The 17,442-nt window shown below is 36.5% G+C and carries 15 protein-coding genes and 1 other annotated feature; of the genes, 4 read left to right on the top strand and 11 right to left on the bottom strand.

Features of this window, described 5'->3' with window-relative positions; translation table 11 throughout:
- Positions 1-145: 145 nt before the first annotated feature.
- Complete coding sequence (locus tag ACX9TM_RS02395; protein ID WP_065381858.1) at positions 146-2,812, top strand: cation-translocating P-type ATPase; 2,667 nt, start codon at positions 146-148, stop codon at positions 2,810-2,812.
- A 188-nt stretch (positions 2,813-3,000) separates the two neighbouring features.
- Here ACX9TM_RS02395 and ACX9TM_RS02390 read toward each other — a convergent pair whose 3' ends face one another.
- The 7 genes from ACX9TM_RS02390 to ACX9TM_RS02360 all read right to left on the bottom strand — a co-directional run bounded on the left by ACX9TM_RS02390 (position 3,001) and on the right by ACX9TM_RS02360 (position 9,581).
- The gene (locus tag ACX9TM_RS02390; protein ID WP_001064409.1) at positions 3,001-4,083 is read right to left on the bottom strand and encodes a toxic anion resistance protein; all 1,083 of its coding nucleotides are present in this window, start codon (positions 4,081-4,083) and stop codon (positions 3,001-3,003) included.
- Between the two features lie 18 nt (positions 4,084-4,101).
- Positions 4,102-5,733, bottom strand: coding sequence for a YceG family protein (locus ACX9TM_RS02385; protein WP_000492859.1), 1,632 nt, complete (start codon positions 5,731-5,733; stop codon positions 4,102-4,104).
- A gap of 109 nt (positions 5,734-5,842) precedes the next feature.
- A complete protein-coding gene (locus ACX9TM_RS02380) occupies positions 5,843-6,634 on the bottom strand; it encodes a TerC family protein (protein ID WP_000025704.1) in 792 nt (263 codons plus the stop codon).
- A 72-nt stretch (positions 6,635-6,706) separates the two neighbouring features.
- Positions 6,707-7,285, bottom strand: a complete 579-nt coding sequence (locus tag ACX9TM_RS02375; protein WP_000236643.1) for a TerD family protein — start codon at positions 7,283-7,285, stop codon at positions 6,707-6,709.
- A gap of 85 nt (positions 7,286-7,370) precedes the next feature.
- Positions 7,371-7,955: a TerD family protein gene (locus ACX9TM_RS02370; protein WP_000146726.1), complete on the bottom strand. Its 585-nt coding sequence runs from the start codon at positions 7,953-7,955 to the stop codon at positions 7,371-7,373.
- 22 nt (positions 7,956-7,977) lie between these two features.
- Positions 7,978-8,574, bottom strand: a complete 597-nt coding sequence (locus tag ACX9TM_RS02365) for a TerD family protein (RefSeq protein WP_001121595.1) — start codon at positions 8,572-8,574, stop codon at positions 7,978-7,980.
- A gap of 128 nt (positions 8,575-8,702) precedes the next feature.
- On the bottom strand, positions 8,703-9,581 hold the full coding sequence (locus ACX9TM_RS02360; RefSeq protein ID WP_000666119.1) for an ROK family protein: 879 nt from the start codon (positions 9,579-9,581) through the stop codon (positions 8,703-8,705).
- A gap of 201 nt (positions 9,582-9,782) precedes the next feature.
- On the opposite strand from ACX9TM_RS02360, the gene ACX9TM_RS02355 reads away from it, so the two are divergent.
- Positions 9,783-10,775 carry an LPXTG cell wall anchor domain-containing protein gene (locus tag ACX9TM_RS02355; protein ID WP_077393127.1) on the top strand — a complete coding sequence of 331 codons (993 nt, stop codon included), beginning with the start codon at positions 9,783-9,785 and terminating at the stop codon, positions 10,773-10,775.
- Between the two features lie 115 nt (positions 10,776-10,890).
- Here ACX9TM_RS02355 and proS read toward each other — a convergent pair whose 3' ends face one another.
- Both proS and ACX9TM_RS02345 read right to left on the bottom strand, forming a co-directional pair.
- Positions 10,891-12,321, bottom strand: coding sequence for a proline--tRNA ligase (proS, locus tag ACX9TM_RS02350; protein WP_001040977.1), 1,431 nt, complete (start codon positions 12,319-12,321; stop codon positions 10,891-10,893).
- A 47-nt stretch (positions 12,322-12,368) separates the two neighbouring features.
- Positions 12,369-12,575 (bottom strand) — a binding site (T-box leader).
- Between the two features lie 93 nt (positions 12,576-12,668).
- Positions 12,669-12,962 carry a YesK-like family protein gene (locus ACX9TM_RS02345; RefSeq protein ID WP_000383850.1) on the bottom strand — a complete coding sequence of 98 codons (294 nt, stop codon included), beginning with the start codon at positions 12,960-12,962 and terminating at the stop codon, positions 12,669-12,671.
- A 154-nt stretch (positions 12,963-13,116) separates the two neighbouring features.
- Between ACX9TM_RS02345 and ACX9TM_RS02340 the strand changes: the two genes are divergently transcribed.
- Together ACX9TM_RS02340 and ACX9TM_RS02335 are read left to right on the top strand one after the other, a co-directional pair.
- Positions 13,117-14,430, top strand: coding sequence for an alkaline phosphatase family protein (locus tag ACX9TM_RS02340; RefSeq protein WP_065382295.1), 1,314 nt, complete (start codon positions 13,117-13,119; stop codon positions 14,428-14,430).
- A gap of 108 nt (positions 14,431-14,538) precedes the next feature.
- A complete protein-coding gene (locus tag ACX9TM_RS02335) occupies positions 14,539-15,822 on the top strand; it encodes an MFS transporter (protein ID WP_000738812.1) in 1,284 nt (427 codons plus the stop codon).
- A 69-nt stretch (positions 15,823-15,891) separates the two neighbouring features.
- On the opposite strand, the gene ACX9TM_RS02330 is transcribed toward ACX9TM_RS02335, so the two are convergent.
- Both ACX9TM_RS02330 and ACX9TM_RS02325 read right to left on the bottom strand, forming a co-directional pair.
- On the bottom strand, positions 15,892-16,143 hold the full coding sequence (locus ACX9TM_RS02330; protein WP_002023181.1) for a helix-turn-helix transcriptional regulator: 252 nt from the start codon (positions 16,141-16,143) through the stop codon (positions 15,892-15,894).
- 56 nt (positions 16,144-16,199) lie between these two features.
- Positions 16,200-17,432 (bottom strand): MFS transporter, encoded by a 1,233-nt coding sequence (locus ACX9TM_RS02325; protein WP_000992579.1) that lies wholly within the window; start codon positions 17,430-17,432, stop codon positions 16,200-16,202.
- Between the last annotated feature and the right edge of the window lie 10 nt (positions 17,433-17,442).

Below are 17,442 nucleotides of genomic sequence, written 5' to 3'. Positions count from 1 at the left end.
GACAACTCTTCTCTTTCCCTCAACCAACTGTAAAATATTGTACAATAGAAGTAGAACCTCACCTTAGATTTTTTCTCCATACATACTACTCACAAATAATAGCAACACTACCATTGCTAACTGTTTTTACTGGAGGTGCTTACTTATGAGCAATTGGTACAGTAAGACGAAAGATCAAACATTGATTGACCTAGAAACAAACGAACAAAACGGTTTAACAGATGAGATTGTAAGTGAACGTTTAAAGCAATACGGTTCTAATGAATTAGCTACAAAACAAAAACGCACTTTATGGCAGCGTATTTTCGCCCAAATTAATGACGTCCTCGTATATGTCCTTATTATTGCTGCCCTTATTTCTGCCTTTGTAGGTGAATGGGCGGATGCCAGTATTATCGCGCTTGTTGTAGTTTTAAATGCTGTTATCGGTGTTGTCCAAGAATCGAAAGCAGAACAAGCTTTAGAGGCATTGAAAAAGATGGCAACACCTAAAGCTATCGTCAAGAGAAATGGTGAACTAAAAGAAATTCCATCTGAGCACGTCGTTCCAGGGGATATCGTTATGCTCGACGCCGGACGATATATCCCATGCGATTTACGCCTTATTGAAACCGCAAATTTAAAAGTTGAAGAATCTGCTCTAACTGGCGAATCTGTCCCTGTTGATAAAGATGCAATCTACCACCCTTCCATGCAAAGTGATGAGCAAGTACCACTCGGCGATCAAAAAAACATGGCATTTATGTCCACTCTTGTAACATACGGAAGAGGCGTCGGTGTTGCTGTTGAAACTGGAATGAACTCACAAATTGGTAAGATTGCTACCCTTTTACATGAAGCAGACGATGATATGACACCACTTCAAAAAAGCTTAGCACAAGTCGGAAAATATTTAGGCTTTGTCGCTGTAGCTATTTGTATAGTTATGTTCCTCATCGGTTTTTTACAAGGCCGGGATACGTTAGAAATGTTTATGACTGCTATTAGTTTAGCCGTTGCAGCTATTCCAGAAGGCTTGCCAGCTATCGTTTCCATCGTTCTTGCAATTGGTGTGCAACGTATGATTAAACAAAACGTTATCATTCGGAAACTACCAGCTGTTGAAGCCCTCGGTTCTGTCACAATTATTTGTTCAGATAAAACAGGTACGTTAACGCAAAATAAAATGACCGTTACTCACTTTTATAGTGATAACACATACGATCGCTTAGAAAGTTTAAATGTAAATAATGATGCGCAACGTCTATTGTTAGAAAATATGGTGCTATGTAATGATGCTTCTTACACTAACGAATCACAAACGGGAGACCCGACTGAAATTGCACTTCTCGTTGCTGGAACCACTTTTAACATGCAAAAAGATCATTTAGAAAAAATACATGAACGTGTTAACGAAGTACCTTTCGATTCAGATCGTAAAATGATGTCAACCGTACATACATACGATGAAGGCTACTATAGCATGACGAAAGGCGCTATTGATAAACTCTTACCTCGATGTACCCATATTTTTAAAAACGGCAAAATCGAGATTTTAACTGATTCTGATAAAAATCAAATATTAGAAGCTGCCGGAGCAATGTCTCAAGAAGCTTTAAGAGTACTTTCATTCGCATTTAAACAATACAATTCAAACAATGTGGATATAAACCATCTTGAAGAAAATCTTATCTTTATTGGTCTTGTCGGTATGATTGATCCACCACGAACTGAAGTGAAAGATTCAATTACAGAATGTAAAAAAGCCGGTATTCGCACAGTTATGATTACTGGTGACCATAAAGATACCGCCTTTGCAATTGCCAAAGAACTTGGCATTGCTGAAGAAATATCGGAAATTATGATTGGAACTGAATTAGATAACGTTTCTGATACAGAACTAGCTAGCAAAATTAATCATTTAAATGTATTCGCTAGAGTCTCTCCTGAGCATAAAGTGAAAATTGTAAAGGCATTACGCGCGAAAGGAAATATCGTTTCTATGACTGGTGACGGTGTCAATGATGCACCATCTTTAAAGCAAGCTGATGTTGGCGTAGCGATGGGCATTACAGGAACAGACGTTGCAAAAGGGGCAGCAGATGTCGTGTTAACAGATGATAATTTCTCATCTATCGTGAAAGCCGTTGAAGAAGGTAGAAATATTTATCGCAACATAAAAAAATCAATTCTCTTCCTACTCTCTTGTAACTTCGGAGAAATTATCGCTTTATTTTTAGCCATTTTACTCGGCTGGGCAACACCACTACGACCTATTCACATTTTGTGGGTGAATTTAATTACAGATACACTGCCTGCATTATCACTTGGGGTTGATCCTGAAGACCCAGATGTGATGAAGGAAAAACCACGACATGCAAAAGAAAGCTTATTTAGCGGCAGCGTTCCTTTCCTGATTTTCAATGGAGTTATCATTGGACTTTTAACGCTAATAGCTTTTATCGCCGGAGCAAAATTCTATACTGGAGATACAAATTTATTTCCTCTTTTCCCAGAGCGAATTGATGACGATGCTCTATTACACGCTCAAACGATGGCATTTGTCGTTCTTAGTTTTTCTCAGCTCGTTCATTCATTTAACTTGCGTTCAAGAACGAAATCGATTTTTTCAATTGGGATCTTTACAAATAAATATTTAGTCTTCTCCCTCCTTATCGGTGTTCTTATGCAAGTTTGTATCATCTCCATCCCGCCCCTTGCAAATATATTCGGTGTACATGCATTAACGATGCGAGATTGGGGATTTGTTCTCTTATTAAGTATCATTCCGCTTGTTGTGAATGAAATCATTAAATTAGTGAAGAAAAACTAAAAGGCAATGAGGAATATTCCTCATTGCCTTTTCATTTATCCTGCTATTTTCCGTGCAGTAAAACTCCCACCTCAAAATTCAGTTTGAGCAAAGAAGTTAGGTGATGGATTAACTGCCCATAAGTGTCCAATTGGTGAAGGCTAATAATCGGTGGTGATGAACAAAACCCCACTGATTAAAGTTTCACTTTATCCTTGTAATTCTTTTTTGATATTCTCTGTTAATGTAGCCATACGCTTGCGGCTTTCTTCACGCTCACGTTTATTTTGTTCTTCAATTTGTTGTGTTTCTTGCATACCTCTTGAAATAATGTTCCAAGTTTCCTCAAGTGTTTCCATCTTAATACTAGAAGAACCTGATAATCTCGCTACTTCTACACTTTGCGTTGCGATATTTTGTGCATTTTTCTTAAGTAATTCATTTGTACGGCGATCCAGTTCAGCCATAGAATCTGCAACAAGCTTTTGGCGCTTGGCATTTACCGCTTGAATGATACCATTTTTAAAGATAGGAATCGTTGTAATAAATGCTGTATTGATTTTACCAATTAATTTATTATTACCACGTTGAATCATACGAATTTGTGGTGCTGTAAGTAACGCAACCATACGTGCTTTTTCTAAATCGTCAATACGCTGTTCTAAAATTTCAACAGAGTTTTTAAGCGACTCTAATTCAATACCTGCTAATTGATCATTATTACGTACACGCTCTTCATACATCGGAACTAACTCTGTATTTAAACGCTCTAATAACATTTCTCCTGCTACTACGTACTTCTCTAAGTCTAAATAATATTTTAAGTTTTGCTCATACAAGCCATCTAACGTACCAATTGATTTTTTCATCTCATCTTGGTACTTCGTAATTTCCACATAAACTTTATCAATTTCGCGGCCCATCGTTTGATATTTACTAAAGATTTGTTCTATCATTTTATCCGCTTTTTTGAACATACGTGAGAAGAAACCACTTTTTTCTTCCGCAAAGTCTTTACTATCAAATCGGTCCATAATTTTACCAAGCTGTTTTAATAATTCACCAGAATCTTCTATCTTTGATAATGACATTGTATGTAAAATTTGATCAGCAAAACGTGAAATTTCCATAGAAGGTTCTTTTCCAAGTTCAATTAATTCTAATTGATCTTTAATATCTACCGCATTATAAATACGTTGTACATCCGCATCTTGTCTAAGTTGTAAGCGAACATCTTGTGCTGTTTGTTCATTTAATTCTGTTTTCGGATCTAGTACGACTGGGTTATTCATATGGTATTCTCCCTTTCCTTATAAAAATGGACGAAATAGTCCTTTTATTGTTTGTGATAAATTTTTATAGGCTGATGAACCATGAAACTCAAGATCGAAATTAACCTCTTCAAGCCAATGTGAATCAAATGCCCCCGCTTCAATATACGGTTCAATATCGTTTCTTCCCGTTGGATTGAAATGGAATACATCTACTCCAATTTGATTCAAAAATAGTAATAAAACAGCGTCAGAACGAGTTAATTCTCCGCTCTTCTCATTATTAAATATAACAATTTTCGGTACATCTTGTGAATAATCAAATTTCTCAAGCTGTTCTAAAATATTCGGTGGTATTTGAGAAAGTTGTGCGAAAACATATAGCGCTACATCTTGTTTCGTCTCTTTCGCAATTGGTTTGCACATTTCACTTTCGCACGTATGGATAATCGCCTCTGCAATCCCATGCTGTAAACCTTCCGGTAAACGCTTATGCGGCCACCAATGGCTATTCATAATTAGATCAGGATGCAATTTTCCAGCTCGGTCCAATGCATCTCGATAATGATATTGGAAGTTTGCTTTTTGCTCTTTCGTAAATGGGAATGTATTAATTAGTAAACTGTTATCAAATGATGTAACAGCCTTTAATCGTTGAAAATATTCTTTATCATTCTTTGAAACGCCTGATATTTTCGCAAATAAAGAAGGAATATAAATATGTTTATTTTCAACAAAGAATGTTGGGCGTACAAATGCCTTTTCTTTCGTAATTAAAAAGAGTTCATCATATGTCGTTTTTAACGTACGTGCTACAGGTGTATAGGAACGGAATTGCCACGGCTTGTACAGCAGTGAATTATCGTGGTGAAGTACTTGTTCAATTTCTTTCGAAGCTTGATACGCTACTGTTGCAACACGCTCACGGCGACGATCAGGGAATGGTTCAAGCGAAATGCGACTTGAATGAGATACAACAAAAGTTCTTCCCTCTTCATCAATATTTTCAAATCCATCTTTTCCTTCTGGGTGATAATAAAGCACATCACAACCGAGCATAATAAGAAAGTATAAGAAATATATACGGCTTTCCTGTGCATCACCGTACCAAATGATACGCGGCATTTGTTTCTTATAATTAATCGTAGAGAACCACTTCGCTACGTAATTTTCGCTTAGTTTAATTATGTCGATTAAGAAACGACGGAAGCCTTCTGTCTTTAACGACTGATTATGTTGCTTCTCATATAATTTCAATAGTGAAATAAACGTCGTATGTATGTAATGCTGTAAATCAGGATTGTCTACTTTCGGTAAAAGTTGTTTCCCAGATAAGTGTGCAACTAGCCTATTTACTGTCAGACCATTTGGTGCTTCTTGATGTAATCCGAACACTTCTTGAATATGACGAAGCTTTTCCGAATCAATCACTTTGTTTAAATTTTGTTCGTGTAAAACTTCGATTCCTTTCGCTTCACTATAATCAAACAGTTCATTAAAATATTCATCTACATCATTAGGAACGCCAAGGATTCGACATGCTATATAACTAAATTTCATCTCATTCTCTGTCAGCTCATATTGTGGGCGTTTTTCTAAAAGCGTTTCAAATTGCTTTAAATCTGATTCGTCTTTTAATGCATATGGTTGAAGTGTAAAACGTGAAAACACAACAGTTCACCTCCAAAAACATTTACGTTTTTTCTAAGTCCTTCTTCTATTATAAACTATTTTTGGTTATAAAAAATGGGCGCTCGCAAAACGAGCAAACCCATTTCAATTATTTATTGTCTTCTTTAGTAGCTGCAACTTCTTCTCTAGCTTGTCCAGAATTCTTCATGTAGTGAAGTATAAATGTTGCTCCAAATGCTACAACTAAAATAATAAAGAATAGTGTATGACTAATCTCAATCTCGATTAAAGACAGTAACATTTTTGCTGCAATAATTAAGATTAAAATGTATGCTGTCGTTTCAAGCTCTGGAATACGCTCTAACAATTTTAAGAATACACCAGCAATACCACGCATCATTAAAATACCTAGCATTCCGCCTAATAGTAAAATCCAAACTTCATTAGATACACCAAATGCAGCAAGTACGCTATCTACAGAGAATGCGATATCCATTAATTCAACCATCGCAACTGTTCCCCAGAAGACACCAAACATTCTAAAGAGAATACTATTTTGATTCATACCGTGAGCTTCGTCTTCTTCACTTGCACCTTTACGCTTATCAATAAAGTATTTTACTGATAACCAAGCAAGGTAAAGTGCACCAAGAAGTTTTACCCACCATAATTTAATTAAGAACATTCCGATTCCAATCGCAATAAAGCGGAACACATAAGCTCCAATAAGTCCATAGAATAATGCTTTTTTACGTTTTTCTTCCGGAAGATGTTTTACCATTACCGCTAACACAAGTGCGTTATCAGCAGATAATAATCCTTCAAGTACAACAAGTGTACCAATTAATCCCCAAGATACTGGATCCTGCAACACTTTAATCCACATGTCCAAGTCGAAAAACTGAGCATACGTATCAAGGATTCCTTGCAAAATACTCATCTTACCTTTATCCCCTATTCTTTGCTAGATTTATAGAAAGGTCAAAAAAAGGAAACGAATATCGTTTCCTTTCTATGCATCCAAGCCATACGCTCTTACAAGCGCACCTAAACCACCTTGGAATCCACTTCCTACTGCATTAAACTTCCACTGTCCATTATGACGGTATAATTCACAAAAGACAACTGCTGTTTCGATGGAGAAATCTTCCCCTAAATCAAAACGAAGAACTTCTTCACTCGTTTCTTCATTCGCTAAACGAACAAACGCATTTCCTACTTGCCCAAAATTTTGACTACGGCCTTCTGCATCATAAATCGTAACTGTAATAGCAATTCTGTGCACATCTGCTGGAACTTTCTTCAAATCCACAACAAGTTGCTCATCGTCACCTTCACCTTCACCTGTACGGTTATCTCCTGTATGTAAAACAGATCCACAAGGAGACTGTAAATTATTATAGAAGATAAAATCAGTTTCCTTCGTACATTTTCCGTTTGCATCTAATAAAAAGGCAGATGCATCTAAATCGAAATCGGCTCCGCCGTCATAAGATTTAATATCCCATCCAAGACCAATTACTGCTTTTGTTAAACCAGGGCTTGTCTTACCTAAATCGATTTTCTGGCCTTTTTGTAATTGAATAACCATCTATATTCACCTCTATATTTTTATCTTTAAAAATATATCCATCAGTAAACATACATTTCACCGATGGATATATAAATCAAATCTATTACTCTACATCTAAACCAAAGTTATTACATAGAGACGCTAATCCACCTTGGAATCCACTTCCGATTGCATTGAATTTCCAATCACCTGCATGACGATATAATTCACCTACTACTACGGCTGTTTCAATAGAGAAATCTTCTCCTAAATCGTAACGAATTAATTCTGCATTCTTTTCTTCATCAAGAATACGTACGAAAGAATTAGAAACTTGTCCGAAGTTTTGGCTACGGCCTTCTCCATCATAAATTGTAATTGTGAAACAAATACGTTCGATGTGAGCAGGAACATTTTTCAAATCTACTTTAATCGCTTCGTCATCGCCTTCACCTTCACCAGTGCGGTTATCTCCTAAATGCTCTACAGCACCATTCGCACCTTTTGGATTATTATAGAAAACGAAATCTTCAGCTCCTGAAACTTTACCATTCGCGCCTACTAAGAAAATACTAACATCTAAGTCGAAATCGTTTTGTCCGTCATAACGATTCGTGTCCCAACCAAGTCCTACAAGAACTTTCGAAAGACCTGGATTCGTTTTTGTTAAGTCTACCTTTTGTCCCTTTTTCAATGAAATTGATGCCATATACAATTCCTCCTCGGTTATTTTATTGATAACGTGATACAATCTCACTTAAGTTTTTATCTTGCGTGCCTTCTCCAACTGCTGAAAACTTCCATTCACTTCCGTGACGATACATTTCACCTGCAATTAGAGTTGTTTTGCCAGCATAATTATCCGATAAATTATAGCGTGCTAATTCTTCACCAGTTTGCGGGTTTTGAATACGAATATATGCATTACGAATCATCCCGAAATCTTGACGACGATTTACACAGTCATAAATATTTACAACGAATACTAAACGATTAATACGGCTTGGAACTTTATGTAATTCTACGAAAATTGTTTCGTCATCACCAGCGCCTTCACCTGTTAAATTATCTCCTGAATGAATAATACTACCACAAGTAGAAAGTTTATTTCCGAAGTAAACTAAATCATTTTTGTTTAAAAAACGATTTCCTTCTAACATAACAACAGATGCATCACAATCTACATTTGGTTTACTTCCAAATAATGAAGACAGAAATCCACCTGATTGCCCAATTGGATCCCAGCCTAAGCCAACCTGTAGTTTTGCTACTTTTGGTTGTCCTTTCGTTAAATCGATCTTTTGACCTTTTTCTAAAATAATAGGCATGAAGTTTCTCCCTTTCTACAAAGCATTTTCCGAATCGGAAAATATTGTATTCTTCTCTTATATTGTAGCATTATTTACCTAGCGATAAAAAGGATAAATTCTCAGTTATATGAAAACATTCATATAATTTACTTATGATGATGTAAGAAGTGGTAAATAGCACCAATCATTCCTGCACAATTACCGTTTTGCGCAAGTTCAATCTCACAATTATTATAAATCTCTTGATTTAAGTATTTACTGACCTCTTCTTTTACTTCTTTTAAAAACTCATTTCCTCTATCGGTAATTCCTCCACCAATAATAATCGTTTCTGGATTAAAAATATAAGCAAGATTACTAATTCCGATTGCCAAATGTTTAAAGAAAATCCCAACTGCTTGAGCAACTTCCCGATCTCCTTTATCATACAACTCGAAAATTCTTTTCCCATTCCACTTGCCTTTGCCTTTATATTTGCTTACAAGTCGAATTAATCCTGAAATCGAAGCAACCTCTTCAAACGTTTTTTCTTCTATTAACATATTCCCCCATTCACCAGCACTAAATGAATGTCCTCGGTACAATTTTCCATCTATAAAAATTGCTCCCCCAATCCCTGTTCCAAGGGTGAGCATAATAAAGTTATCTTTCTCTCTTCCACTACCATTCCACTTTTCTCCAAACGCTGCACAATTCACATCATTGTCAATCGATACTGGAACTTTTAATATCTCTTGCAATCTATCAATAATAGGAATAGTACTATATCCCGGAATATGATCCGCACCTCCCGTCACAATTCCTTTATTAATATCAACAATTCCCGCAGTGCTAATACCGATTCCGGTAATAGTATGTTCATTCATTATTTTTTTGGATACATATATAAGTTTTTGAATAATTTGTTCTCCGCCTAAATGAATTTCTGTTGCAACTGTTTGACGCTTTAATACTCTCCCTATTTCTGAAACAATACCATACTTAATTTGCGTACCGCCAATATCAAACGCTATATACTCTTTCATCTGCTGCCACTTCCTCTACCGTTATGAATGTAAATTCTCCCCCTCTACTATTTGTAGGAAATCTACATTAACTCTTTTCTGCTTTGACAAATACACCACCTTTTTCTATATATAGTTTTTTTTGCATAAAACTCTTTTTCCTAAGAAATATTACAAAGGGATGTATTTTAGATGGAACATTAATTTCTTAGGAGGAAAACCATGACGAAAATCTTCATTTTAGCATCAACACTCTCTTTATCTTTTTTTAGCGGTTTAAATATCGGTAATGCTACAACTGAAAATTTCCAACCATTAACAAACGCCATTGTACAAAATAGCGATCATTTTGCAGAAGGAAACTCAAAGGATAATAATATACCTCCAGGAAATAACGGTTCTCAGGACGATACTGGTTCTGGTGACAATGGTTCTGGCGGTAACGGTTCTGGTGGCAATGGTTCCGGCGGTAACGGTTCTGGTGGCAGTGGCTCTGGTGGCAATGGTTCCGGCGGTAACGGTTCTGGTGACAACGGTTCCGGCGGTAACGGTTCTGGTGGCAATGGTTCTGGCGGTAACGGTTCTGGTGGTAGTGGCTCTGACGGCAGCGGTTCCGGTGGCAATGGTTCTGGTGGCAACGGCTCTGGCGACAGTGGCTCTGGTGACAACGGTTCTGGCGGTAACGGTTCTGGTGGTAGTGGCTCTGACGGCAGCGGTTCCGGTGGCAATGGTTCTGGTGGCAACGGTTCTGGCGGCAGTGGCTCTGGTGACAACGGTTCTGGCGGTAATGGTTCCGGCGGTAACGGTTCTGGCGGTAACGGTTCTGGTGGCAATGGTTCTGGCGGCAACGGCTCTAGTGGCAATGGTTCTGGCGGTAACGGTTCTGGCGGCAATGGCTCTGGTGGCAATGGTTCTGGCGGTAACGGTTCTGGTGGTAACGGTTCTGGCGGCAATGGCTCTCAAGGCGGCAATCGTGTTAAAGGTGATAGCAGTTCTCAAGGGGGTAATGGCTCTCAAGGTGGCAATCGTGTTAAAGGCGATAGCAATTCTCAGGAGGGCAACGGTTCTCAAGGGGGTAATGTAAAAGATAATACGAAAAAACAAGGTGATAAATTACCTAATACTGCAACGCATTACCCTATATCTATTTTAATGGGGCTTTCAACATTCCTAATTGGTATGTTACTGTTTATTCGTCGTAAAAACGTAAAATAAGAACAACATCCTTCCATCTAAAAAGTACATGAAATACTGTATAAAATTAAAAAGGACTTTGGATTACATTTTATTATGCAGCCCAAAGTCCTTTTATCACCTATCAGAAAAAGTATTAATACGCTTTTCCCCAATACACCATTTGTTTAGCTTCTTTACCACAACAAATACATTCTTCAGCTAAATGCTCTTGCTCAAAAGGCATACAACGTGAAGATACGCCAACTTCTTCTTTTAGTTTTTCTTCACAAGCTAATTCCCCGCACCACATTGCCTTAATAAAGCCTTGCTTTTCATCAGCTATTTTTTTCATCTCTTCGAAATTTGTCGCAACATACGTATTCTCATCGCGAAATGCTTTTGCTTTATTAAATAAAGCAATATGAATTTCTTCAAGTAATGCTGGAATACGTTCTTCTAATTGATCCATTGGTACAAACTCTTTTTCCTTCGTATCTCTTCTTACAAGTACAACTTGATTCTTTTCAATATCTTTAGGGCCAACTTCTAATCGAATTGGAATCCCCTTCATTTCATACTCATTAAATTTCCAGCCTGGTGTTTTATTACTAGCATCTATTTTTACTCGTGCAACCTTTTGAATATGTGCTTGTAACTCTGTTGCTTTTGCTAAAACTCCTTCTTTATGCTGAGCAATTGGTACAATAACAACTTGCACTGGAGCGACTTTTGGTGGCATTACAAGTCCATTATTATCACTATGAACCATTATTAGCCCGCCTATCATTCTTGTTGATACACCCCAAGATGTTTGGTGCACATATTGCCACTTACCGTTACGATCTAAAAACTTAATATCAAATGCTTCTGAGAAATTCGTCCCAAAGTTATGAGAGGTTCCTGTTTGAAGTGCTTTTCCATCATGCATTAAACTTTCAATTGTATAAGTTGCCTTTGCTCCAGCAAACTTCTCTTTTTCTGTTTTTTGTCCTTTAATAACTGGTATTGCTAAATAATCCTCACAGAAAGAAGCATATAAGTTTAAAATATTTAATGTTTCAGCCTGCGATTCTTCTGCCGTTTCATGGATTGTATGACCCTCTTGCCATAAAAATTCAGTCGTACGAAGGAACGGCCTAGTTGTCTTCTCCCAACGAACTACTGAACACCACTGATTATATAACTTTGGCAAATCATTATAGGATTGCACAATTTTTGAAAAGTGCTCACAGAATAAAGTTTCAGATGTAGGACGTACACAAAGTCTTTCCGCTAACTTTTCATCTCCACCATGCGTAACCCATGCTACTTCAGGAGCAAATCCTTCAACATGATCCTTCTCTTTTTGCAATAAACTCTCTGGGATAAACATTGGCATATATACATTTTCATGGCCAGTTTCTTTTAACTTCTCATCCATCACCTTCTGCATATTCTCCCATAAGGCATAACCATACGGACGTAAAATCATGCATCCTTTTACACTTGAATAATCAACAAGTTCGGCTTTTTTTACAATATCGGTATACCACTGCGCAAAGTCCTCTTCCATCTTCGTAATGGCTTGCACTTGTTCTTTTGCCATAGTCAGTCTTCCTCCTTCTAGAAAATACAAAAAAGCCCGCGTCCCTAAATAGGGACCGAGCTTTGTCGGCGTTACCACCCTGATTCATGCACAAAAATTGCGCATGCTCTCTTTTTGATAACGGGAAATTCCCGCTGCATATGCAGAACTCAAAGGCAGGTTCCATATTGCCTTTTTAAGAATCTTTCAGCCTGACGGATTCTCTCTCTGCTAAAAAGGTTGAACATGTACTAGTCCTTTTTCATCGTTATAACGAAATAAATTTGTTGATTATCATAATACAAATTCTTTTTTAAAACAATAGCTAATTTTCTTATTTTTATATATTCTTTTCATTTTTTGCAGTTTTATACGTAGCTTTTCCGCGTAATTTTCACAAGTTGATGTGCAATCATACCGATAAGTGTACCAAGTAGGACGAAGAAACCAATAAATCCATATCCCATTCCTTCCCACCCACCAATAACAATCATTGTAACGGGAAAGGACGCTAAGCAAAGAAGTATTAAACTAAGTGCAAATATAATATCGAACTGTTTGTCTGGAAACCGTTTCTTTAGTAAATATGAAATAGCAAATACAAGGATAATCGTGATTCCGCCAATGATGTAAAAGATACCAAATCCATCTAACCAATCCATAGTGTTTCCTCCTTCCATAGATTCCCTTATACTTAATTATATGTTTAATTTTTCTGAAAATAAATAATAAATTTTCACATAAAAATATATTTTTATTACTAGGTATTAATAGTAATATATAAGAATAGGTTTTATATAATCAGGAGGGAACTTTATGGATAAAGCATTAACAAACCATGTCATTATTTTATCATTCGACTGTTTATCAGCTTTAGATTTTCCTATACTACAAAAACTACCTCATTTCCAATCTCTAATAAAAAAGGGCACGGTTGTCGAAAAAGTAGAACCAATTTATCCTTCTGTAACATATCCAAGCCACTCAACAATCGTAACCGGTAATTACCCTAACAAGCACGGTGTTGTTAGCAATACGTTACTTCAACCAGGGCGTGAATCACCTGATTGGCATTGGTACCGAAAATCAATAAAAGGAACAACATTGTATGATGAAGCGCGCAAAGCAAATTTAACGACAGCTGCCCTTCTATGGCCTGTTACTGGAAGAGCGAACATCGATTACAATTTACCAGAAATTTTTCCAAATAGACCTTGGCAAAATCAAGTGTTAGTTTCCTTATTTAGCGGTAGCCCACTATACCAATTAGATTTAAATCGTCGTTTCGGCTATATAAGAAATGGTTTATCACAACCAGAGCTGGATGATTTCGTCCTCGCCTCTGCTGTGCATACAATCCAGACGAAAAAGCCTAATATCATGTTCGTACATTTCACCGATCTAGACACACAAAGACACTATCACGGCTTTGAATCTAACGAAACAATAGCTGCTATCCAGAGACACGACGAACGTCTAGGGAAAATTATTCAAGCACTAAAAGAAAGTGACTTATACGAAGAAAGTACAATTATTGCCCTTGGTGATCATAGCGCTTTAAGTGAAAACAAATCCATACAATTAAATGTGCTATTCCATCAAAGAGGACTTATATCTCTTAATAAAAAAAGAAAATTAGTAGACTGGAAAGCCTATTGCCAAAGTTGCGACGGCTCTGCCTATGTATATGTAAAGGACAAAAATGATACGGATACAATTCGGGAGGTACAACTACTCCTTGAAGAGCTACTTCAAAATAAACAAAACGGAATTGAATTTATACTTCATGATGAAGCTGCGAAAGACTGCGGTGCAGACGGTAATTGTTTATTCATGTTAGAAGCACGAGAAGGGTATTATTTCACTGAAAACTATACAGGAGATTTTATAAAAGAAATTACCGAAAAAGATGTTACGCCTAGTAAAAAATATACATTTGGTACGCATGGATACTCTCCAACAAAACCTAACTATGAAACAATTTTTATCGCTGCTGGGAAAGGAATAAAAAGTGGCGTTACCGTCCCGTATATGAGACTTATTGATGAAGGTCCAACTATCGCTAGACTACTCGGTTTACACTTAGGTGAAACAGACGGAGCAATTGTAGAGGATTTACTCCAATTGTAAAGAACAGTGTATATATGTAAAAGTTATGTAAATTTCATCACTGTTTCTCTTTTTATAATTTTTATTTTTGTACACTGTTAGTAAAACAAATTTAAGGGGGAACATTATATGAAAAAAATGTCCAGACAAGAAAAAAGCTGGATATTATACGATTGGGCGAACTCCGTATACTCGCTCGTCATTACAACTGCATTATTTCCAATTTACTTTAAAGCAGCTGCAAAAGAAGCTGGACTATCTGGGGCAACTTCAACAGCATATTGGGGATATGCAAACTCATTCGCAACACTTTTAATTTCTATACTTGCTCCTATTCTTGGCACAGTTGCTGATTATAAAGGATTTAAAAAACGTTTTTTCACATTCTTCTTTGGACTCGGTATCGTATTTACAAGTATGTTAGCAGTCGTTCCAACCTCTCAGTGGTACTTATTGCTAGGGTGCTATATGCTCGCCTTAATCGGCTTTGCTGGAGCAAATATTTTCTATGATGCATTTTTAGTAGACGTCACTTCTGAAGATAGAATGGACCGAATTTCTACAAGAGGATTTGCATTAGGTTATATCGGGAGTACAATTCCTTTTATCGGTTGTATCGCTCTTATTATTCTTTCCCAAAAAGGAACTATTCCCTTATCGGTCGGCATTGCTAGTCAAATTTCCTTTGCAATAACAGCTCTTTGGTGGGGATTATTTACAATTCCAATGCTAAAAAACGTAGAGCAAACACACTATATTGAGCGTCATCCAAGACCTATTAGAATGAGCTTCAAACGTCTTGCTGATACTTTTAAAAATATTAAAGAATATAAAACTGTATTTATGTTTCTAATCGCTTACTTTTTCTATATTGACGGAGTCGACACAATTATTACTATGTCTACCGCTTACGGAACCGATCTCGGTATTAGTGCAACGAATCTATTAATCATATTATTTGTAACACAAATTGTCGCTTGTCCATTTGCTTTACTATACGGAAAATTATCTGAAACATTTACTGGTAAAAAAATGTTATATGTCGGTATCATTATTTATATCATTATTTGCACATATGCTTATTTTTTAAAAACGACACTTGATTTTTGGATTTTAGCAATGTTAGTTGCTACATCTCAAGGTGGTATTCAAGCACTAAGTCGTTCATACTTTGCAAAACTAGTACCTAAAGAATCTGCTAATGAATTCTTCGGATTTTATAATATATTTGGCAAGTTTGCCGCAATTATGGGTCCGGTATTAGTCGGTGTTACAACCCAATTAACAGGAAAAACAAACGCTGGTGTTCTTAGTATTATTGTTCTGTTTATTATCGGAGGATTCTTACTAACTAGAGTTCCAGAAAATAATACATCCGTTACACCACCTAGTCCAAAGACTAAAACGCTATAAGAAAAGATCCTCTTCTCATAAGAAGAGGATCTTTTTTATTTTTAAAGGTGCGACTTATAATGAACGACTCTACTGCTTGTACAAAAATAATTTATCAACAGTTGTTCCTAATACTTCAGCTAAACGGAATGCTAACGCTAAACTTGGATCATATTTATTATTCTCAATTGCATTTATCGTTTGTCTAGAAACCTTACATTTATCAGCTAATGCGCCTTGTGAAATATTATTTTCAGTGCGTAATTCATAGATTTGATTTTTCACACCATTGCTCCTAACCTGTAAAATCGTTTTTACAACATCAGTATATAATTGGCTCATATAGTTGTCAAAAGTTCCTCAAAGAAAAAGGGAGCAATATTGCTCCCTTACAATAGTTATTTCGAAGCTAACGAATTTGTTAGTGCCTCTTTATTAGCAACATCTTCTTTTTTTATTTGCATACGTAGAACTGGCCCTATCGCTAATAAAATAAGTGCCATTGCTATACAAAACACAGTAACTAGTGAAGTTAGTTCCTTTAATCCTCCAGCTAGTGAAGTTCCAATTAGCATTGCCCCCATAAACAGTGGTAAAATCGTCCCATTTACTCTTCCAACCATATTTTCTGGTACAAGTTGAATCATAAGCGTACCGACAACAATATTAACACAAGCTAAACAAATACCTGTTCCAAACCTCATGAAACTAGTAATCCAAAATGATGTAGATAGCCCTTCTACTAAAAATGACATTGCTAATATGCCCATACCGAATACAAACATTTTTTTCGGATTCACTTTTGAAGCGAAAATTGCAGCAACAATACCACCAATTAACATACCTATTCCATCAGCTGCAGCTAAATATTGAACTGCTTCCTTTTCCATTCCAAGGCGTTCTATTACAAGAAACACCTCTAATGGAGTTGTTAATCCAACAGCTAAGCCTATAATGGTGAAAGTGATCGTAATCATACGTAAATTTTTCGTATGAAGAACATACTTCCAACCTTCTTTTATATCATTTTTTAATGAATCTCTCGCCACTTGCTCTTTTTCAACCCATTTTGGTAAAAATGAAAGGGCGATAGCAGATAACAAAAATAAAATGATTAAGCTATATAGTGACGTAAATAAACCAAGTTGTGTATACACAAGCGATCCTACCACTGGTCCAAAAATTAGAAATAATGACTGTAATGTTTGGTTAAATGCAATCGCATTTGCTACCTGTTCTTCTTTTACATAGCGCTTAAATATACGCGAAGATGAGGGCTGAGAAAACTGACCTACAATCGCGGAAATGAGTGTTGCAAAAAATATAGCCTGCCAATAATCCAGCTTTAACAACAGGACAATTCCTATAATAGACAGTACACTCAACACATCTCCAGTGACCATTGTTCTTTTCGGATTCCAGCGATCAGCTAGCGCACCACCGATAAACGAGAAAATAAAAATAGGTGCATATTCCATAACTGATAACAAAGAAACAGAAACCGGATCATTATTCGTTCGCTCCATTATAAAATACAAAAGAGCCATATTTCTGATCCAAATTGCAAATTGTTGTAAAATATCAGACGCCATAACGAGCATAAATGCTCGGTTTTTAAATAAAGCGTTCATTTTCATTCCC

The organism is Bacillus sp. LH1, from assembly GCF_057924895.1.
The sequence above is the reverse complement of the archived record's forward strand: the minus strand, read 5'-3'. Positions and strand labels throughout refer to the sequence as shown.

Excerpts from the sequence above, each read along its gene's own strand:
- ACX9TM_RS02365 (WP_001121595.1), bottom strand. The coding sequence starts at position 8,574 with ATGCCTATTATTTTAGAAAAAGGTCAAAAGATCGATTTAACGAAAGGA.
- ACX9TM_RS02330 (WP_002023181.1), bottom strand. The coding sequence starts at position 16,143 with ATGAGCCAATTATATACTGATGTTGTAAAAACGATTTTACAGGTTAGG.
- ACX9TM_RS02375 (WP_000236643.1), bottom strand. The coding sequence starts at position 7,285 with ATGGTTATTCAATTACAAAAAGGCCAGAAAATCGATTTAGGTAAGACA.
- ACX9TM_RS02380 (WP_000025704.1), bottom strand. The coding sequence starts at position 6,634 with ATGAGTATTTTGCAAGGAATCCTTGATACGTATGCTCAGTTTTTCGAC.
- ACX9TM_RS02370 (WP_000146726.1), bottom strand. The coding sequence starts at position 7,955 with ATGGCATCAATTTCATTGAAAAAGGGACAAAAGGTAGACTTAACAAAA.
- proS (WP_001040977.1), bottom strand. The coding sequence starts at position 12,321 with ATGGCAAAAGAACAAGTGCAAGCCATTACGAAGATGGAAGAGGACTTT.
- ACX9TM_RS02360 (WP_000666119.1), bottom strand. The coding sequence starts at position 9,581 with ATGAAAGAGTATATAGCGTTTGATATTGGCGGTACGCAAATTAAGTAT.
- ACX9TM_RS02340 (WP_065382295.1), top strand. The coding sequence starts at position 13,117 with ATGGATAAAGCATTAACAAACCATGTCATTATTTTATCATTCGACTGT.
- ACX9TM_RS02345 (WP_000383850.1), bottom strand. The coding sequence starts at position 12,962 with ATGGATTGGTTAGATGGATTTGGTATCTTTTACATCATTGGCGGAATC.
- ACX9TM_RS02325 (WP_000992579.1), bottom strand. The coding sequence starts at position 17,432 with ATGAACGCTTTATTTAAAAACCGAGCATTTATGCTCGTTATGGCGTCT.
- ACX9TM_RS02335 (WP_000738812.1), top strand. The coding sequence starts at position 14,539 with ATGAAAAAAATGTCCAGACAAGAAAAAAGCTGGATATTATACGATTGG.
- ACX9TM_RS02355 (WP_077393127.1), top strand. The coding sequence starts at position 9,783 with ATGACGAAAATCTTCATTTTAGCATCAACACTCTCTTTATCTTTTTTT.
- ACX9TM_RS02390 (WP_001064409.1), bottom strand. The coding sequence starts at position 4,083 with ATGAATAACCCAGTCGTACTAGATCCGAAAACAGAATTAAATGAACAA.
- ACX9TM_RS02395 (WP_065381858.1), top strand. The coding sequence starts at position 146 with ATGAGCAATTGGTACAGTAAGACGAAAGATCAAACATTGATTGACCTA.